15 protein-coding genes are annotated in these 17044 nt (G+C 53.9%); 12 read left to right on the top strand and 3 right to left on the bottom strand.

Going from position 1 to position 17044, the window contains the following annotated elements:
* Positions 1-70: 70 nt before the first annotated feature.
* Positions 71-625 carry a rhomboid family intramembrane serine protease gene (locus tag B4N58_RS15655; RefSeq protein ID WP_295721191.1) on the top strand — a complete coding sequence of 185 codons (555 nt, stop codon included), beginning with the start codon at positions 71-73 and terminating at the stop codon, positions 623-625.
* Here B4N58_RS15655 and B4N58_RS05455 read toward each other — a convergent pair.
* From B4N58_RS05455 to tkt, 3 genes are all read right to left on the bottom strand, one after another.
* The gene (locus B4N58_RS05455; RefSeq protein ID WP_008251543.1) at positions 579-2570 is read right to left on the bottom strand and encodes a S8 family peptidase; all 1992 of its coding nucleotides are present in this window, start codon (positions 2568-2570) and stop codon (positions 579-581) included. The two genes, B4N58_RS15655 and B4N58_RS05455, sit on opposite strands and share 47 nt — an antisense overlap.
* Before the next feature lie 263 nt (positions 2571-2833).
* On the bottom strand, positions 2834-3844 hold the full coding sequence (gene gap, locus B4N58_RS05450; RefSeq protein WP_008251545.1) for a type I glyceraldehyde-3-phosphate dehydrogenase: 1011 nt from the start codon (positions 3842-3844) through the stop codon (positions 2834-2836).
* Between the two features lie 26 nt (positions 3845-3870).
* The gene (tkt, locus tag B4N58_RS05445; RefSeq protein WP_291746687.1) at positions 3871-5892 is read right to left on the bottom strand and encodes a transketolase; all 2022 of its coding nucleotides are present in this window, start codon (positions 5890-5892) and stop codon (positions 3871-3873) included.
* A gap of 116 nt (positions 5893-6008) precedes the next feature.
* On the opposite strand from tkt, the gene B4N58_RS05440 reads away from it, so the two are divergent.
* The 11 genes from B4N58_RS05440 to purH all read left to right on the top strand — a co-directional run bounded on the left by B4N58_RS05440 (position 6009) and on the right by purH (position 17030).
* Positions 6009-6785 (top strand): 16S rRNA (uracil(1498)-N(3))-methyltransferase, encoded by a 777-nt coding sequence (locus B4N58_RS05440; RefSeq protein WP_291746685.1) that lies wholly within the window; start codon positions 6009-6011, stop codon positions 6783-6785.
* 18 nt (positions 6786-6803) lie between these two features.
* Positions 6804-8294 (top strand): NAD-dependent succinate-semialdehyde dehydrogenase, encoded by a 1491-nt coding sequence (locus tag B4N58_RS05435; RefSeq protein WP_008251552.1) that lies wholly within the window; start codon positions 6804-6806, stop codon positions 8292-8294.
* Positions 8295-8372: 78 nt separating this feature from the next.
* Positions 8373-9299: a glycine--tRNA ligase subunit alpha gene (gene glyQ / locus B4N58_RS05430; protein ID WP_008251553.1), complete on the top strand. Its 927-nt coding sequence runs from the start codon at positions 8373-8375 to the stop codon at positions 9297-9299.
* 5 nt (positions 9300-9304) lie between these two features.
* On the top strand, positions 9305-11389 hold the full coding sequence (gene glyS / locus B4N58_RS05425) for a glycine--tRNA ligase subunit beta (protein WP_291746680.1): 2085 nt from the start codon (positions 9305-9307) through the stop codon (positions 11387-11389).
* Between the two features lie 27 nt (positions 11390-11416).
* Positions 11417-11980 (top strand): D-glycero-beta-D-manno-heptose 1,7-bisphosphate 7-phosphatase, encoded by a 564-nt coding sequence (gene gmhB, locus B4N58_RS05420; RefSeq protein ID WP_291746677.1) that lies wholly within the window; start codon positions 11417-11419, stop codon positions 11978-11980.
* 27 nt (positions 11981-12007) lie between these two features.
* Positions 12008-12775 (top strand): lysophospholipid acyltransferase family protein, encoded by a 768-nt coding sequence (locus B4N58_RS05415; RefSeq protein ID WP_040513369.1) that lies wholly within the window; start codon positions 12008-12010, stop codon positions 12773-12775.
* A 3-nt stretch (positions 12776-12778) separates the two neighbouring features.
* Complete coding sequence (locus B4N58_RS05410; RefSeq protein WP_291746674.1) at positions 12779-13534, top strand: M48 family metallopeptidase; 756 nt, start codon at positions 12779-12781, stop codon at positions 13532-13534.
* Positions 13531-13917 carry a lactoylglutathione lyase gene (gene gloA, locus B4N58_RS05405; protein ID WP_291746671.1) on the top strand — a complete coding sequence of 129 codons (387 nt, stop codon included), beginning with the start codon at positions 13531-13533 and terminating at the stop codon, positions 13915-13917. The genes B4N58_RS05410 and gloA overlap by 4 nt, the downstream gene beginning before the upstream one ends.
* Positions 13918-14092: 175 nt before the next feature.
* Positions 14093-15142 (top strand): tRNA dihydrouridine synthase DusB, encoded by a 1050-nt coding sequence (gene dusB / locus B4N58_RS05400; RefSeq protein WP_083797186.1) that lies wholly within the window; start codon positions 14093-14095, stop codon positions 15140-15142.
* A complete protein-coding gene (locus tag B4N58_RS05395; RefSeq protein WP_008251565.1) occupies positions 15139-15393 on the top strand; it encodes a Fis family transcriptional regulator in 255 nt (84 codons plus the stop codon). Before dusB ends, B4N58_RS05395 begins: the two co-directional genes overlap by 4 nt.
* Positions 15394-15437: 44 nt before the next feature.
* A complete protein-coding gene (gene purH / locus B4N58_RS05390; RefSeq protein WP_291746666.1) occupies positions 15438-17030 on the top strand; it encodes a bifunctional phosphoribosylaminoimidazolecarboxamide formyltransferase/IMP cyclohydrolase in 1593 nt (530 codons plus the stop codon).
* Positions 17031-17044: the final 14 nt, after the last annotated feature.

Here is a 17044-nt window from a genome sequence, read left to right as displayed (position 1 = left end):
AAGGTTATTGGAAACAATCCGGAATTATAACGCCCCCAGCCCACTTTTCCTCGGGGTTGCCTACTCCTTTGTGATTGGAATATTGGCAATTGCAGGGCAAGTTTTTATACCCGACTTTTCCCGGCAAGGGCTTGATTTAATTGACTCATTCTTCATTTACGTTCTGGTAGCTCAGTTTACCCATTTAGGCTGGGTTCACCTAAGCCTGAACCTGGCAGGTTTGGCGATTGTAGCCTGGGGATTTTCGAACCACCGCAGCCACAGAGAATGGCTGTGGGTACAGCTACTTTCCCTGCTGTGGCTCGCTTTTTATTTAAGCTGGCTTGAGCCTGTTCAATGGTATTGCGGTTTAAGCGGCGCCCTGCATTTTCAATTCGCAGCCTGCCTTCTGCTTGCGCTGCACAGAACCCAAAACAAACTTGCCCTTGCCTGGCCGTTGTGGGTGCTTGCTGCCGGGCTTATTGCAAAACTGATACTTGAATGGAATTCAGGCCCCACCACCGATTCTCTGATGGGAGGCCCGATTGCTTTCGAGGCGCACAGGGGAGGTGCCTTGGGTGGTGTTTTGTTTGGACTGGCTATGATTGGGCGGTCATTGAGGTTGAAGCAGAACCCAACTTCCTGAACAGCCCAGCCAGTAAAGTGAAGAGCAACAAACCTGGCAAGGTAGTCGCACCCCCGCCACCGCCGCCGCCACCTGCAGAAACTGCCGAGCTGGAGCCAGAACCATTGTCGGTGGTGGGCGTGGTAGTGCCGCCGGAGCTGGCGTTGGCTACCGACGAGGGCGAGCTTCCATCATCACCACTGGCCACGACTCGCAGGGCGGTAAAACTGCTGTGAGCCTCACCAACAGAATCGGTTACGGTGAGCTGAAACACCAGGTCAGAACTTGATGTTGGAGCTGGCAAGTCCACGTCGGCCGAGGTTTGGGTGCCACTCATTAGCTGCTCACCCGACACCTGCGTCCAGGAGTACGATGCGATACTGCGCCCTGCCGTCACACTGCTGGCCGAACCGCGCAAGCGAACCGGGTTCAAGCCAGTGGCGCTTTCCTGGTATCCACTGGTGCCCAAGCCGTTGGCTGAAGCGGAGGCGTTAGCGACAGGGCGCGTGCCTTTCACAGCAGATACCGCTGCAAAGGCATCCAGCATGCCAGTGCCACACAATGCGGTGGTGCAATTGCAACTGCCTGAACCCTGATTGGCCGTGCAAGTGCTGCTTCTGGGGCTTAGAAAACCTGAAGTGCTGCCCAAAATTTGGCTACGCAATTGGGCGGTGGTGAGCGCAGGGTTGATTGCACGCATTAACCCGGCCGTGGCCGCCACCAAAGGCGCAGCAAACGAGGTTCCGGTTTTGCTGACCAAACTGGCCGAAGCCGGTGTGGTAGTACCTGAATTGCCCAAGCCCACCAAGCCATTGCTAAAACCGCCAGGCGCCATCAGGCTTACTGCCGTACCAATTGCGCTGTAACTGGCGCGGCTGCCATCGCGGTCTAAAGCCCCCACTGAAAGAACGTTGTTGCAATTGGCCGGCGAGTCAACCGAACCACCGCTGTTCCCCGCGGCAGCTACCACCAAAGTACCCGCTGCATTCACCCGATCCACCACTGTTTGCTCAAACGAAGTACAAGTAGTGGGACTCCCCAGGCTCAGGTTGATTACATCGGCTGGGTTAGGATTGCGCGGAATTCCGGGTACATCAAGGCCGGCAGACCACAGCATGGCGTCCAGTACATCTGACAGCAAGCCACCACATTTTCCCAGCACACGAACCGGCAACACCTTCACATTCCAGTCGGCTCCGGCCACGTCAGAGTCGCTGTGGGTATTCGCAGCGATTTGACCAGCCACAAAAGTGCCATGCCAGCTTGAATTCTTGACACTACAGCCCGAGAATGCCGAGGTTTGCGCATCAGCACTGCTGATCCAGTTACCGGGGTCTGCTGCATTGGCATCGCGACCGTTGCCGTCATTGGCCGTGGGTACGTCAGAGACAAAGTCGTAACCACTGAGCAATCGCCCCATCAAATCCGGGGTTTCGAAAACCACACCTGTGTCCAGCACAGCCACCACCACATCCGCACTACCTCGTACGATATCCCAAGCCTGATCAAACTTGGCACCCGCTGTGTTGAACGTTGAACGAAGGGCCCACTGGTTGGCAAAGGTTGGATCATTGGGCGTTGCAAAGGCGCGCACTGGACGATCTTCAATGGCAAATTCAACTTCGGGATCACTGACCAGCCGGTTCAGCATGGATTGCTGATCACCTGCACGCACGCTGCTGCCCCAACGCATCACATGAGTACCCACCGAACCCGCACGCAACCAAGTCGCATCCACATTGTTTCTCGCCATGACATCAGCAAGAAACTCACCTTCTTTTTCAAGGCGACGCAGGGACGGAGCGTTGCTCAACTCAACCGAGTTCTTCAATTTGACGATGAATTGAGCACCGCCACTTTGAGCATGGGCAGGTGCAATCAATACAATCCAAAGCATGAACAAAACGCTGGTGACCAGCACACGCAGAGGCGTCAGTTTTTGCTTTTTGGGTCGGAAGGTCAACATGGCAGTACTCGCTTATCACAATGGGTTCAGGTTACCCAGCGAGGTGTGCAATCAATTTGTTGAATAGAAAGCAGAACGGAGCCTACTTCTCAGCCACCTCGCCGAAGCCCGACGAATACCGCTTTAACGGCATGAAACAAGGCTTTTCGCATGACCAATAGGGGTAGGGAGACCCACAAAAGGGGGAGGTTTTTTTGAGGAATACAAGGCGAAAAAAAACCGGACTCAAGGCCCGGTTTTTTAATTCACTAAACGCTTGGAAATTACTTGGCGTTCATCAGCGCAACTGTGGTGTCCAACATGCGGTTGGAGAAGCCCCACTCGTTGTCATACCAGCTGGATACCTTCACCAGCTTGCCGCTGACTTTGGTCAAGGTGGCATCAAATGCGCTGGAAGCCGGGTTGTGGTTGAAGTCGATGGACACCAACGGTGCCTCGTTGTACTCCAACACGCCCTTCAACGGGCCTTCTGCCGCAGCCTTCAAAATGCTGTTCACTTCTTCAACGGTGGTGTCGCGCTTGGCAATGAACGACAAATCAACCATGGACACATTGATGGTGGGCACGCGAACTGCGTAACCATCAAGCTTGCCGTTCAATTCCGGCAATACCAAACCAACCGCAGCGGCCGCACCGGTTTTGGTGGGGATCATGCTCATGGTGGCAGAGCGCGCGCGGCGCAGGTCTTCATGGTAAACATCGGTCAACACCTGATCGTTGGTGTAGGCATGAATGGTGGTCATCAAGCCTGTTTCCAGACCAATCGCATCGTTCAATGGCTTGACCAATGGGGCCAAACAGTTGGTGGTGCAAGAGGCATTGGAAATCACGGTGTCGGTGCTTTTCAATACATTGTGGTTAACACCAAATACGACTGTGGCGTCAACGTCTTTACCGCCAGGCGCGGAAATAATCACTTTCTTGGCACCGCCTTTCAGGTGGGCAGATGCTTTTTCCTTAGAGGTGAAAAAACCGGTGCATTCCATCACCACGTCCACACCCAACTCACCCCAGGGCAGTTCGGCTGGGTTGCGGTTGGCCAGAACCTTGATTTTGTCGCCATTCACAACCATGTAATCGCCATCCACGCTCACGGTACCGGGGAAACGGCCGTGGGCTGTGTCGTACTGGGTCAGGTGGGCGTTGGTTTTGGGGTCACCCAAATCATTGATCGCCACGATTTGAATGTCGTGTTTTTTACCACCTTCATAGTGGGCACGCAGTACGTTTCGGCCGATGCGGCCATAGCCGTTAATCGCTACGCGAATGGTCATGACAAATCTCCTTGAAAGTAAATCAGTTATTTCTGTACCAAAGCCAATGCGGCCTCGGTGAATTTCTCGGTGGTCAGCCCGAAGTGCTTGAACAAGGCGCCTGCTGGTGCTGATTCACCAAACGTGCTCATACCCAGCACCGTGCCTTTCACCCCAGCCTGCGCAATGTACTTGTACCAGCTGTCGGTCATACCCGCTTCGATGACTGCGATTGGGGCTGTTCCAAGCACTTCGGCCTTGTAGGCTGCTGCTTGACGATCAAATACATTGGTTGAAGGCATGGACACCACACGCGCTGTGATACCTTTCTCAGCCAAAGCTTTCTGCGTATTCATGGCGATTTCGATTTCCGAACCTGTGGCAATCAAGGTGACCTTGGCGTCGGCTGCATCGACCAATACATAACCACCTTTGGCGATCGAGTTCAATACCGATTCAGAGCGCGCCAGGAATGGCAGGTTTTGGCGGCTAAACAACAAGCTGCTGGGGCCGTCTTTGCGCATGACCGCACTATTCCAGGCAGCCATGGATTCAACTGAATCAGCGGGACGCCACACGTCCATGTTCGGCAGCAAACGCAAGGTTGCAGCATGCTCAACTGGCTGGTGAGTGGGGCCGTCTTCACCCAAACCGATTGAGTCGTGGGTAAACACAAAAATATTGCGCTTCTTCATCAATGCAGCCATGCGCAGCGCATTGCGGCTGTAATCCGAGAAGGTCAGGAAAGTAGCGCCAAAAGGAATGTAACCGCCATGAAGGGCCACACCGTTCAGGGCGGCGCTCATGCCGAACTCTCGTACACCCCAATTAATGTGGTTACCGGCTGTGAAGCCTTCCTTGTTGCGGCGAACAGCCACGCATTTGGGCCAGTTGGTCAGATTAGAACCAGTGAGGTCAGCAGAGCCGCCCAGCAATTCAGGCAATTCAGCAGCCAACAGCGTAATTGCATTTTGGCTGGCTTTGCGGGTGGCAATTGTTTCACCCTTGGCGGCCACTTCAGCCAGCAAACGGGCAGCAGTCTGTTCAAACTGGGCAGGCAAATCACCCGCCATCCGGCGCTTGAACTCTGCGGCCTTGGCCGGAAATTTGGCGCTGTAAGCCTCAAATAGTTTGTCCCAGGCCGACTGGCGTGCAGCGCCTTCAACCTGCGCGTCCCAGGCGTTGTAAACCTCGGCGGGAATCTCGAAAGGCGCATGCTCCCAGCCAATGGCGGCACGGGTAGCGGCAATTTCAGCCTCGCCCAGTGGGGCGCCATGCACTTTGTCAGTGCCAGCCAAATTGGGCGAACCTTCACCAATATTTGTTTTGCAGCAAATCAGGGTTGGGCCCTTGTCCAAGGCAGCGTTTTGTTTGGCTTGGGCAATTGCGGCATCCACGGCGTCTACATCATGGCCGTTCACATTCGGAATCACGTTCCAGCCGTAGGCTTCAAAACGCTTGGGCGTGTTGTCGGCAAACCAGTGCTCTACTTCACCGTCAATGGAAATGCCATTGTCGTCATACATCACGATGAGCTTGGACAGGCCCAAGGTACCGGCCAGCGAACAGGCCTCGTGAGAAATACCTTCCATCAGGCAACCATCGCCCAGGAACACGTAGGTGTTGTGGTCAACGACAGGGAAACCCGCTTCATTGAATTCAGCAGCCAACAGCTTCTCGGCCAAAGCCAAACCAACCGCGTTCGCAATACCCTGCCCCAATGGGCCGGTGGTGGTTTCAACTCCGGGGGTAATGTCAACCTCAGGGTGGCCTGGTGTTTTAGAATGCAGCTGACGGAAATTTTTCAGTTCCTCAATCGGCAGGTCATAGCCGGTCAGGTGCAGCAGCGCGTAAATCAGCATGGAACCGTGACCGTTGGACAACACGAAGCGATCACGATCAGCCCACAACGGGTTCTGAGGATTGTGCTTCAAGTGACGGGCCCACAAGGCCACAGCGATTTCGGCCATGCCCATTGGCATGCCAGGGTGCCCGGATTTGGCGGCTTGAACTGCATCCATGGCGAGCGCGCGAATCGCGTTGGCCATGTTCTTTGACGAAGAGGACATAGGTATGGGGATTGAGGGTTATGCCTGTGGCAAAGTTGGAAAAAAATGAATTTTATCAAAGCTATTCCAATAAAGCGCCCCTTCGCGGACAAACCATTGAATAAAGACAGGGAAACATGAAACACGACAAAGGCAAGCGCTTACCACGCTTCTTGCTAGAACACTGCAATAGCGTGGGCCAAGTGCTTGATCTGTCAGACGACTTGATGCACTACGCCTCCCGGGTTTTGCGCCTGCGAGAAGGAGAGGCGCTGCGCGTATGGAACGGAAAGGGCTGTGAGTACCACGCCACAATTCACTATGCGTCGAAAAAACTGGCTCAAATTCAGGTCGGCGAGCAACTGGCCTTGCGAAACACCGAGCTAAATCGACCAGTGCACGTGCTTCAGGCATTGCCAGAAGGCGACAAAATGGATTGGGTACTCGAAAAATGCACAGAATTGGGCGTAGCTGGCTTTCACCCGGTTCAAGCCCAGCGCAGCGTGGTTAAACTGGAAGGGGAACGGGCGAACAAGCGGCAAGCCCACTGGGAACGGGTCGTGTTGGCAGCAAGCCTGCAAAGTGAACGGGGGCAAATGGCCCAGGTTGAACCGGTCCGAACGCTTTCCGCTGCACTTGAACACGTCGCGCTCACATGGCCCAACGCCCATGTACTTTGGTTTACACCGCAGGCTGAACTGGCATTGAGAAAGTGGACGCCCCAAGCAAGCCCAGGGGAACCTTTGATCATTTGCGTAGGGCCTGAGGGTGGATGGTCACCTGAAGAGACTGATGCTGCCACGCAACTTGGCGCCTTGCCCCTGAATTTTTCGCAGCGCGTGTTGCGAACTGAAACATTTGCAGTCGCCTGTACAGCGCAGCTGACAGCCCTGCTAAACCTTGAAGCACACTGAACAACGAGAGAAACGGACATGAGCAGTACCCAAAGCAAAACAATGAACCATCAATTCAAGTTCAAAAACCCCAGCCTGTTGCAAACCAATCCGTTTGTTTACGGCAGCTTTCATGAATGCGAAACCGACTTCGAAGTGGACAATCCGTCCACCGGGCAAACCATTGCGCAGGTTGGCAATACGTCCATTGCGCTGACCCATGACGCAATTCTGTGCGCGGAAAAAGCACTGAGCAGCTGGCGCAACACCACCGCCAAAAGTCGGGCGCAGATCTTGCGCAAGTGGTTTGACCTGATTATTGACAACGCCGACGACCTGGCTTTCTTGATGACCCTGGAACAAGGCAAACCACTTGCTGAGGCCAAAGGCGAGGTCATTTACGGCGCAAGCTTCGTGGAGTGGTTTGCTGAACAAGCCAAACGCATTGAAGGCAGCGTGCTGGAATCGCCCCAATTGGGTCGCGAATTGTTGGTGCTTAAACAGGGTATCGGCGTGTGCGCTGCCATTACACCCTGGAATTTTCCGATCGCAATGATTACCCGCAAAGTAGCACCTGCGCTGGCTGCGGGCTGCACCGTGGTTATCAAACCTGCAGAACAAACCCCGCTCAGCGCGCTGGCGCTGGCCGAACTGTCCCGCCAGGCGGGTATCCCCGCGGGCGTGCTGAACGTGATCACTGGCGACTCCAGCCGTTCTGTCGAGATCGGCAAAGTGTTGTGCGAAAGTGAGGTGGTCCGCAAACTGACCTTCACCGGCAGCACCGAGGTGGGCCGCATCCTGATGCAACAATGTGCGCCAACCATCAAGAAATTAAGCCTTGAACTGGGCGGCCATGCGCCATTTATTGTTTTTGAAGACGCAGATCTGGACAAGGCAGTGGAAGGCTTGGTGGCCTCCAAGTTTCGCAATGCTGGCCAAACCTGCGTGTGCACCAACCGTATTTATGTTCAACGCAGCGTGCAACAGGCTTTTGCCGAGAAACTGCTTGCCAAAGTGGCCAAACTGGAAGTGGGCGATGGCCTGAAAACCAAAGCCAGCATTGGCCCCATGATCGACGAGCAGGCAGTCGTCAAAGTTCAAAAGCATGTGGACGATGCCCTGAGCAAAGGCGCCAAACTTCTTCATGGCGGCAAGCCTCACGAACTGGGTGGCCGTTTTTTCCAGCCAACCCTGATCGACAACGCCGACCATCGCATGCTGGTGGCTCAGGAAGAAACATTTGGGCCACTTGCTGCCATTTTTCCGTTTGACACCGAAGAACAGGCCGTCAATTACGCCAACAATACGCCCTACGGCCTTGCCGCCTACTTCTATACCGAGAACTCGGCACGCACGTTCCGCGTAAGTCGCGCACTGGAATACGGCATGGTGGGAATCAATGTGGGCGTTTTCTCCAACGAGGTGGGTCCTTTTGGCGGGGTTAAGCAGTCAGGACTGGGTCGGGAAGGCTCGGTGTGGGGCATTGAGGAATTCCTGGAAATGAAGTACCTGTGCATTGGCACGCTCTAAGCTCGACAGCCCCGGTAACCATTACAATACGGGGCAATCAATGACCAAAAAATTGAATCAAGAAGGACACAGGCGCACATGCAAAAGAAACCGCTGACGTTTCAACAGGCCATTCTGACCCTGCAAAACTATTGGGACCAACAAGGTTGCGCCCTGTTGCAACCCTTCGACATGGAAGTGGGCGCTGGCACCAGCCACACCGCCACTTTTTTGCGCGCCTTGGGCCCTGAACCCTGGAATGCCGCCTACGTTCAGCCCTCGCGCCGTCCCAAAGACGGCCGCTACGGTGAAAACCCCAACCGCATGCAGCACTACTACCAGTTTCAGGTTGTGTTGAAGCCATCGCCAGAAAACATCATTGACCTGTACCTGGGCAGTCTGGAAGCCCTTGGCATTGACACCCAACAAAACGACATTCGGTTTGTGGAAGACAACTGGGAAAACCCAACCCTGGGTGCCTGGGGTTTGGGCTGGGAAGTGTGGTTGAATGGCATGGAAGTGACCCAGTTCACTTACTTTCAGCAAGTGGGCGGCCTGGACTGTTCGCCAATTTTGGGCGAAATCACCTATGGCATTGAACGCCTGACCATGTACCTGCAAGGCAAGGAAAATGTTTACGATTTGGTATGGACCGAGCGCGAAGAAAAAGGCGTCAAGAAAGTGCTCACCTACGGCGATGTATTCCACCAAAACGAAGTGGAGCAATCCACTTACAACTTTGAACACAGCAATGCAGACATGTTGTTCCGCCATTTTGGCGAGTACGAAACAGAGGCCAAACATTTGATCGAAGTTGGCCTGGCCTTGCCCGCGTACGAAATGATTCTGAAAGCTGCACACACGTTCAACCTGCTGGATGCCCGTGGTGCCATTTCCGTGACAGAGCGTGCGGCTTACATCGGCCGAATCCGCAATTTGTCGCGTGCAGTGGCACAGGCCTATTTCGATTCCCGCGAGAAGCTGGGCTTTCCCATGTGCAACACCCCCAACTCACAAGCCGCTTGATACACATGAATTCAACATTACTGGTAGAGCTGTTCACCGAAGAGCTCCCACCCAAAGCGTTACAAACACTGGGCAACGCGTTCGCCGAGCTGCTGAGCAAAACACTGCGCGATGAAGGCCACCTCGCGGACAACAGCGTGGTGGAAGCTTTTGCCAGCCCACGCCGACTGGCATGCCGCATCACCAACGTGGCTGCGGTCAGCCCTGAGAAAAAAATTCAGGAACGCCTTCTGCCTGTAAAAATTGGTCTGGATGCCAACGGACAGCCCACCCCACCCTTGCAGAAAAAACTGGATTCACTGGGACTGGGCGCCATTGCTGTGGATCAACTGGAAACCATCAGCGATGGCAAACAGGATGTGCTGCACATTTCGCGCACCCAGGCAGGCAAGGCGCTTGAAGATTCGCTGACCAAAGCCCTGGATACTGCCACCACCAAACTACCCATTCCCAAGGTGATGAGTTACCAGCGCCCAGATGGCAGCACGGTGCATTTTGTGCGCCCCGCCCACCGCCTGGTTTGCCTGCACGGTGACAAGGTAGTACCCGCGCAGGTATTGGGACTGGAGAGTGACCGAATTACACTGGGCCACCGCTTCCTGAGCCAGGGTGTACTGAACATTGCCAGCGCCGACAGCTACGAGACACAACTTGAAACCGAAGGCAAAGTCATCGCCAGTTTCGCGAAACGCAAAGCAGCCATTGTGAAATCACTGGCTGAACAAGCGGCTGGCGACAAGGTGGTACAACCCGAAGATTTGATCGACGAAGTGTGTGCACTGGTTGAATGGCCAGTGGTGTACGAAGCCGGCTTCGAAAAAGAATTTCTCGAAGTGCCGCAAGAGTGCCTGATTTTGACCATGCAGGCCAACCAGAAGTATTTCGCGATCACCGATCAAAACGGCAAGATGAAAAACCGCTTCTTGCTGGTTTCAAACCTGCTTACATCGACCCCGCAGTTGATCACAACTGGCAATGAACGCGTGTTGCGCGCGCGCCTGGCGGATGCCAAATTCTTCTTCGATCAAGACCGCAAAAAAACCCTGGAAAGCCGCCTGCCCGGCCTGGCCAATGTGGTGTACCACAACAAACTGGGCACCCAGAAAGACCGCAACGGTCGTTTGGTTGAGCTCGCCGCTGCCTTGGCACCCCTGTGTGGTGCCGATGTTGAACTGGCCAAACGCGCTGCCCTGCTTTGCAAGGCTGACCTGCTTACCGACATGGTGGGTGAATTCCCCGAGCTTCAAGGCAATATGGGCGAGCACTACGCGCACTACGACGGCGAACATGCGAATGTGGCACAGGCGATTGCAGACCATTACAGCCCCCGTTTTGCCGGTGACCAACTGCCACGCAACCCAGTTGGCTTGGCGGCAGCATTGGCCGACAAGCTTGAAACCATGGTAGGTATTTATGGCATCGGGCTGATTCCCACTGGCGACAAAGACCCGTTTGCCTTGCGCCGCCACGCCCTGGGTGTGATCCGCATGGTGATTGAGAAAAACCTGAAGCTGGATTTGATCGACGCATTGAACAAAGCCAGCAGCCTGTTCTCCGCATTCCCTGATTTCAAGCAAAGCGTAGAGGGCCTTGCCGGCTTTATCCAAGACCGCTTGCGCGGATACCTGAAAGACCAAGGCTACACCACCGCAGAAGTTGAATCAGTACTCAGTCAAAACCCGAGCCAGTTCGCCGACCTGCCCAAACGTCTCGAGGCCGTGCGCGCATTCTCGCAATTGCCTGAATCGCAAGCCCTGGCAGCGGCCAACAAGCGCATCACCAACATACTGAAAAAGACCGAAGTGGATTCTTCTGACGTGGATGCCAGCCTGTTACAGGTAGACGCTGAAAAGGCGCTGGCTGCGCAAGTCAAAGAAGTGGAGCCACATGCCACCCGGGCGTTCGAACAGGGTGATTATCAACAGGCCCTGTTGGTATTGGCCCCACTGAAAGCCAATGTAGACGCCTTCTTTGAAAACGTCATGGTCATGGACAACAACGAAGCGCTGAAGAATAATCGCTTGGCATTGTTGAAACACATGCATGGCTTGATGAACCGCGTGGCCGATATTTCACAATTGGCCGCTTAAAGTCAGAACACAGAGCAAGGACAGTTCATGAAACTTATCGTGCTGGATCGGGATGGCGTCATCAATGAAGACTCGGACGAGTACATCAAGTCCGTGGATGAATGGATTCCCATTCCCGGCAGCATGGAAGCGATTGCTCGCTTGAACCGTGGCGGATTTCGCGTGGTCGTCGCCACCAATCAAAGTGGAATATCGCGCGGCATGTTTGATCTTGAAACGCTTTCAGCCATGCACAAAAAAATGCATGAACTGGCTGGCGTTGCTGGCGGGCACATTGAAGGAATTTTCTTTTGCCCCCACGGGCCGGACGACAAATGCAATTGTCGCAAACCCAAACTAGGTCTGTTCCAAGAAATTCAGGCACGCACCGGCTTTAACCTTGAGGGTGTGCCCTGCGTGGGCGACTCACTCAGGGACCTGCAAGCAGGTGCAAGCATGGGTTGCAACACATTCCTGGTTAAAACCGGCAAAGGCAAAAAAACACTGGAAAAAAGCAAAGACGAATTGCCCAAAGGTACTTTGGTGTTCGACAATCTGACTGCAGTCGCCGAACATTTGGTACCCGACGACCCTTTCGCAAACAATCGATAACAACTAAAACTCGTTCGGAGGCCCGTGGTGAGATCCTTCATTGGTTCTATCCTGTTTTTTGTCTACGTGGTGGTGTACACACCCATTCACGCAACGCTGTTGCTCTTGGTCTCTCCCTTCATTTCCATCCGCAACAGGTATGTGTTTGCCTGCTGGTGGAATGCACTGAACATCAAAATGTTGCGATTGTTGTGCAATATCCAGTACAACATTGAAGGCATGGAGCACCTGCCCAACACAGGCGCCATCATCCTGGCCAAGCACCAGTCAGCTTGGGAAACATTTGGTATTCCCGCAAACCTGTTACCGCGCCAGCTCTGCCTGGTGTACAAAAAAGAATTGCAGTATGTGCCATTCTTCGGCTGGGCGTTGTGGGTGCTGCGCATGGTCCCAATCGACCGAAAAAATGGTGTTGAAGCATTCGAACAGGTAAAAACCATGGCCGGCAAGCGCATGAAAGAAGGCGCCTGGATGATGTTTTTCCCCGAGGGCACCCGCGTGCCTGTGGGCTACAAGCGCCGCTACAAAACTGGCGGCACCAGGCTGGCGGTTGCCACCGGCACACCGGTGGTACCCGTGGCTCACGATGCGGGTGAATACTGGAAACGCAAGGGATTTTTCAAAAAAGCAGGAACAGTCACCTTGCGTTTTGGTCCACCCATATCCCCCGAGGGCCATGATGCAGAAAGCCTGATGAAAGTGGTTGAAGACTGGATTGAGGGTGAAATGCACAAGATCAGCCCGCACCGCTACACCAGCGCCGAAACCCCTTTGGTGGGCAAAGGCGACAGCTAATTCATGCAACTTACGGCAGCACCTCACCCCACTGAAGTTCGCAGCATTGAACTGCCGTGGGGGCTGTGCAGCTATATCCTAAAGCGCAGTAAACGCCGGTCAGTCGGGTTTTTGATTGGTGATCAAGGTTTGCAAATTTCTGCACCCTTGCGCCTTTCAATTACCGAACTGAACTCGATTATTGCGGGCAAATCGTCATGGATTGAGCAGCGCCTGAAACAATGGGAAACACGCAGCCGACAAACCATTTCCCTGTCCAGCCTTCTGGATGAAGGCAAACCAATTCCAGTTCGAGGCGAAGCCTACCATCTGGAAACCCTGCCACCGCGAAGCAAGGCACTGTTGAACCCTTGGACAAAAAGCATTGCTTTGCCTGCCTGTGAAAGTTCTGCGCAACGCAACAAAGCCATTGAAAAAGTATTGAAGGCCCACGCCAAGGAAGTGTTTACACACATGGCCAGCAAGTTGCTTGAGCGACAGCCCGCAGCGCAGCGTTTGCCTAACTTTTCGATTCACTTGAGTAGCCCAAGTTCACGTTGGGGCAGCTGCAACAGCCAGCGCGAGGTTCGCCTGAACTGGCGCTTGGTTCACTACCCGCCGCAACTGATTGAGTACGTGATTGCACACGAGTTGGCACACCTTGTTGAAATGAATCACAGTGCGCGCTTTTGGGCCGTGGTTGAAAGCCTGATGCCCGATTACCAAACGCCGCACAAAACCCTGTCAAAAATGAATCCTGCCGAGGTACCTGTACTATGAGAATTCTTCACACCATGCTGCGCGTTGGCGACCTTCAACGGTCCATCGATTTTTACACCAAGGTCATGGGCATGAAAGTGATTCGAACCACTGAGCGTGCAGATCAAGGTTACTCACTGGCCTTTGTCGGATATGGCAGTGAGCAGGAAGGCGCTGTGCTTGAACTGACCTACAACCACGGCGTTGACAGCTACGATCTGGGCACGGCATACGGACACATTGCAATCGCAGTAGAAGATGCTTATACACAATGCGATCGCATTTTGGCAGCCGGTGGCAATGTCACTCGCGCCGCTGGTCCAGTGAAAGGCGGCAGCACCATAATCGCATTTGTAACAGATCCCGATGGCTACAAAATCGAATTGATTCAGACTACAAGCTAAGCCACACGGTACGTAAACAGGTCCCCTGCCTGCGAGCACAGGCAAGGCCTTGCGGACCACTTTGACAAACAGAAGTCAAGTAAAAAATTTCCATTTTTTTCCAGTTTTAGGGTCGAATAAAATCGCCCTGCCCGTTACAATGGGCTGCTCGAAATTTGCTTAAATTTTGTGCAACGTGCGCATCGCCCATTTAACACTTCCAAATAATCTGTTCCTTGCCCCAATGGCAGGCGTGACAGATCGCCCCTTCCGCCAGTTGTGCAAAAAACTGGGCGCGGGGCATGCTGTGTCGGAAATGGCCGCGAGTAACCCTGCTTTGTGGAAAACTGACAAAAGCACACGCAGGCTGAACCACTACGGTGAAACCAAACCCATCGCAGTTCAAATTGCAGGGGCCGACCCGGAAATGATGGCGCATGCAGCCGCCTACAACATTGAACGCGGCGCACAAATCATTGACATCAACATGGGCTGCCCCGCAAAAAAAGTGTGTGCGGTTGCGGCCGGTTCTGCATTGCTGCAAAACGAAAGTCTGGTCGAGCAAATTTTGAAAGCTGTGCATGCGGAATGCGAACAACGCGGCGTGCCACTGACCCTGAAATACCGCACAGGCTGGTCACCCGAACACAAGAATGCAATTCACATTGCGCAAATGGCTGAATCGATTGGCGTATCGCTTTTAACCCTTCATGGCCGCACTCGCGCCTGCGGTTACACCGGCGACGCAGAGTACGACACCATCAAGGCAGTGAAGCAGGCGGTCAGCATTCCAGTGATCGCGAACGGCGACATCACCAGCCCCGAGAAAGCAAAACATGTGCTGGATTACACCGGCGCAGATGGCCTGATGATTGGCCGGGCCGCACAAGGCAACCCCTGGATTTTTAGAGAAGTACTGCATTACCTGAAAACGGGTGAACACATCAATCCACCCACTCTGGAAGAAGCCCATGAAGTCATGATGCATCACCTGCGTGATCACCATGAATTTTATGGAGAGAAAACGGGCATGCTCACTGCCCGAAAGCATTTGCAATGGTATCTTTGCGGCCCAGCCGGAAAAAACAACACCGTGGTTGACCAACTGATGTTGGCACAAACCACCAGCGAACAATTGCGCATTGTTGATGACTTTTTTCTGAACTGGTTATCAAGCGGTCAGCAGTACTTCGCCGCTGCAAACGATTCACTCCAACCAACACCAAAAAGAAGATTGGCAGCATGAAACCCAATGACAGTGATCTAAGTCCCATCACCATTTCAGAGTGCATACGCAGCAACCTGGACAAGTTCTTTGATGATCTTGAAGGTGAATGTGCCAAGTCGGTTTACGACATGGTGTTGTCTGCCGTGGAGCGGCCCATGCTTGAAGTGGTCATGGAGAAAGCCAACATGAACCAAACAATCGCAAGCCAAATGCTGGGCATCAACCGCAACACACTGCGCAAAAAACTGCAGCAGCACGGCCTCATCTGATTTTTAATTTTTTACCGGCCGCCTAAAAAACGGCCTCTGAAACCATGACATCAAATCCAACCATCAAACGTGCGCTGCTGAGCGTGTCCGACAAAACCGGCATCCTTGAATTGGCCAAAGCGCTGGCCGATCGTGGCGTAGAAATATTGTCCACGGGTGGCACTGCCAAACTGCTGGCTGAAAAAGGCCTTGTCGTGAAAGAAGTCAGTAGCCACACGGGCTTTCCTGAAATTATGGATGGTCGTGTAAAAACCCTGCACCCGAAAATTCACGGCGGCATTCTTGCGCGTCGCGATTTACAAAGCCACCTCGACGCCATGCAAGAACACGGCATTGGCGCAATCGATTTGGTGGCAGTGAACCTGTACCCCTTCGACAAAGCAACTGCCGGCGACAATGTGTTGCTGGAAGATGCGATTGAAAACATCGACATTGGCGGCCCCGCCATGGTGCGTGCTTCTGCGAAAAACTACACTGGAGTCACCATCATCGTTGACCCCGCCGATTACGGCAAAGTGATCGATGAAATCAAAAGCAACGATGGCGCAACCACTCTGAAAACGCGCAGTGGCCTGGCTGCCAAAGCTTACGCCCACACTGCCCGTTATGATGGTGCTATTGCCGCATTCCTGACCAGCCTTGAAGGCACTGAAGGTGCTTTGGAAGACACACCAGCGCGCATCGAATACCCCGAAGTACTCTCCATGCAATTCCACAAAGTGCAAGACATGCGCTACGGGGAAAACCCACACCAAAGTGCGGCGTTCTACCGTGAAGCGAAAGCACCCGTTGGCTTGCTGGCCAACTACCGCCAGTTGCAGGGCAAGGAATTGAGCTTCAACAACATTGCTGATTCCGATGCAGCCTGGGAATGCGTCAAAACATTCGACGCCCCCGCCTGTGTCATTATCAAACACGCCAATCCGTGTGGCGTGGCTGTGGCCGAAGGCACCTTGAATGCGTACCACAAGGCTTTCAAAACAGACCCCACTTCTGCCTTCGGCGGCATCATCGCATTCAACCGACCAGTCGATGAAGCCACTGCGCAGGCCGTTGCGAAACAGTTTGTAGAGGTGGTCATTGCACCGTCGTTTGATGAAGCCGCACGCGCAGTATTTTTCGCCAAACAAAACGTTCGCTTGCTGGAAATCCCCGTGGAAGCGGGCATGCACAAGTTTGATTACAAACGCGTGGGTGGAGGCCTGCTGGTTCAAAGCCCCGACGAGCGCAATGTGCAGCAAAGTGAAATTAAAGTGGTCAGCAAACGCCAACCGTCTGATCAGCAATGGGCTGATTTGATGTTCGCCTGGCGCTGCGCCAAGTTCGTAAAAAGCAACGCGATTGTGTTCTGCAAAGACGGCATGACCATGGGCGTAGGCGCGGGCCAAATGAGCCGCGTAGATTCCGCACGCATTGCCTCAATCAAAGCACAAAACGCCGGGCTTACACTGGCCGACAGCGCGGTTGCGTCCGACGCATTCTTCCCTTTCCGCGATGGTTTGGATGTGGTGGTCGATGCAGGCGCAAGCTGCGTCATTCAGCCCGGTGGATCCATGCGCGATGAAGAAGTGATCGCAGCGGCCAATGAGCGTGACATCGTAATGGTGCTGACTGGTGTGCGCCATTTCCGCCATTAATTTCAACACCACAC

This window comes from Limnobacter sp. UBA3528, assembly GCF_002377005.1.
GTDB lineage: Bacteria > Pseudomonadota > Gammaproteobacteria > Burkholderiales > Burkholderiaceae_B > Limnobacter.
Note: the sequence above shows the minus strand (reverse complement) of the source record. Positions and strands in the feature narration are given on the sequence as shown.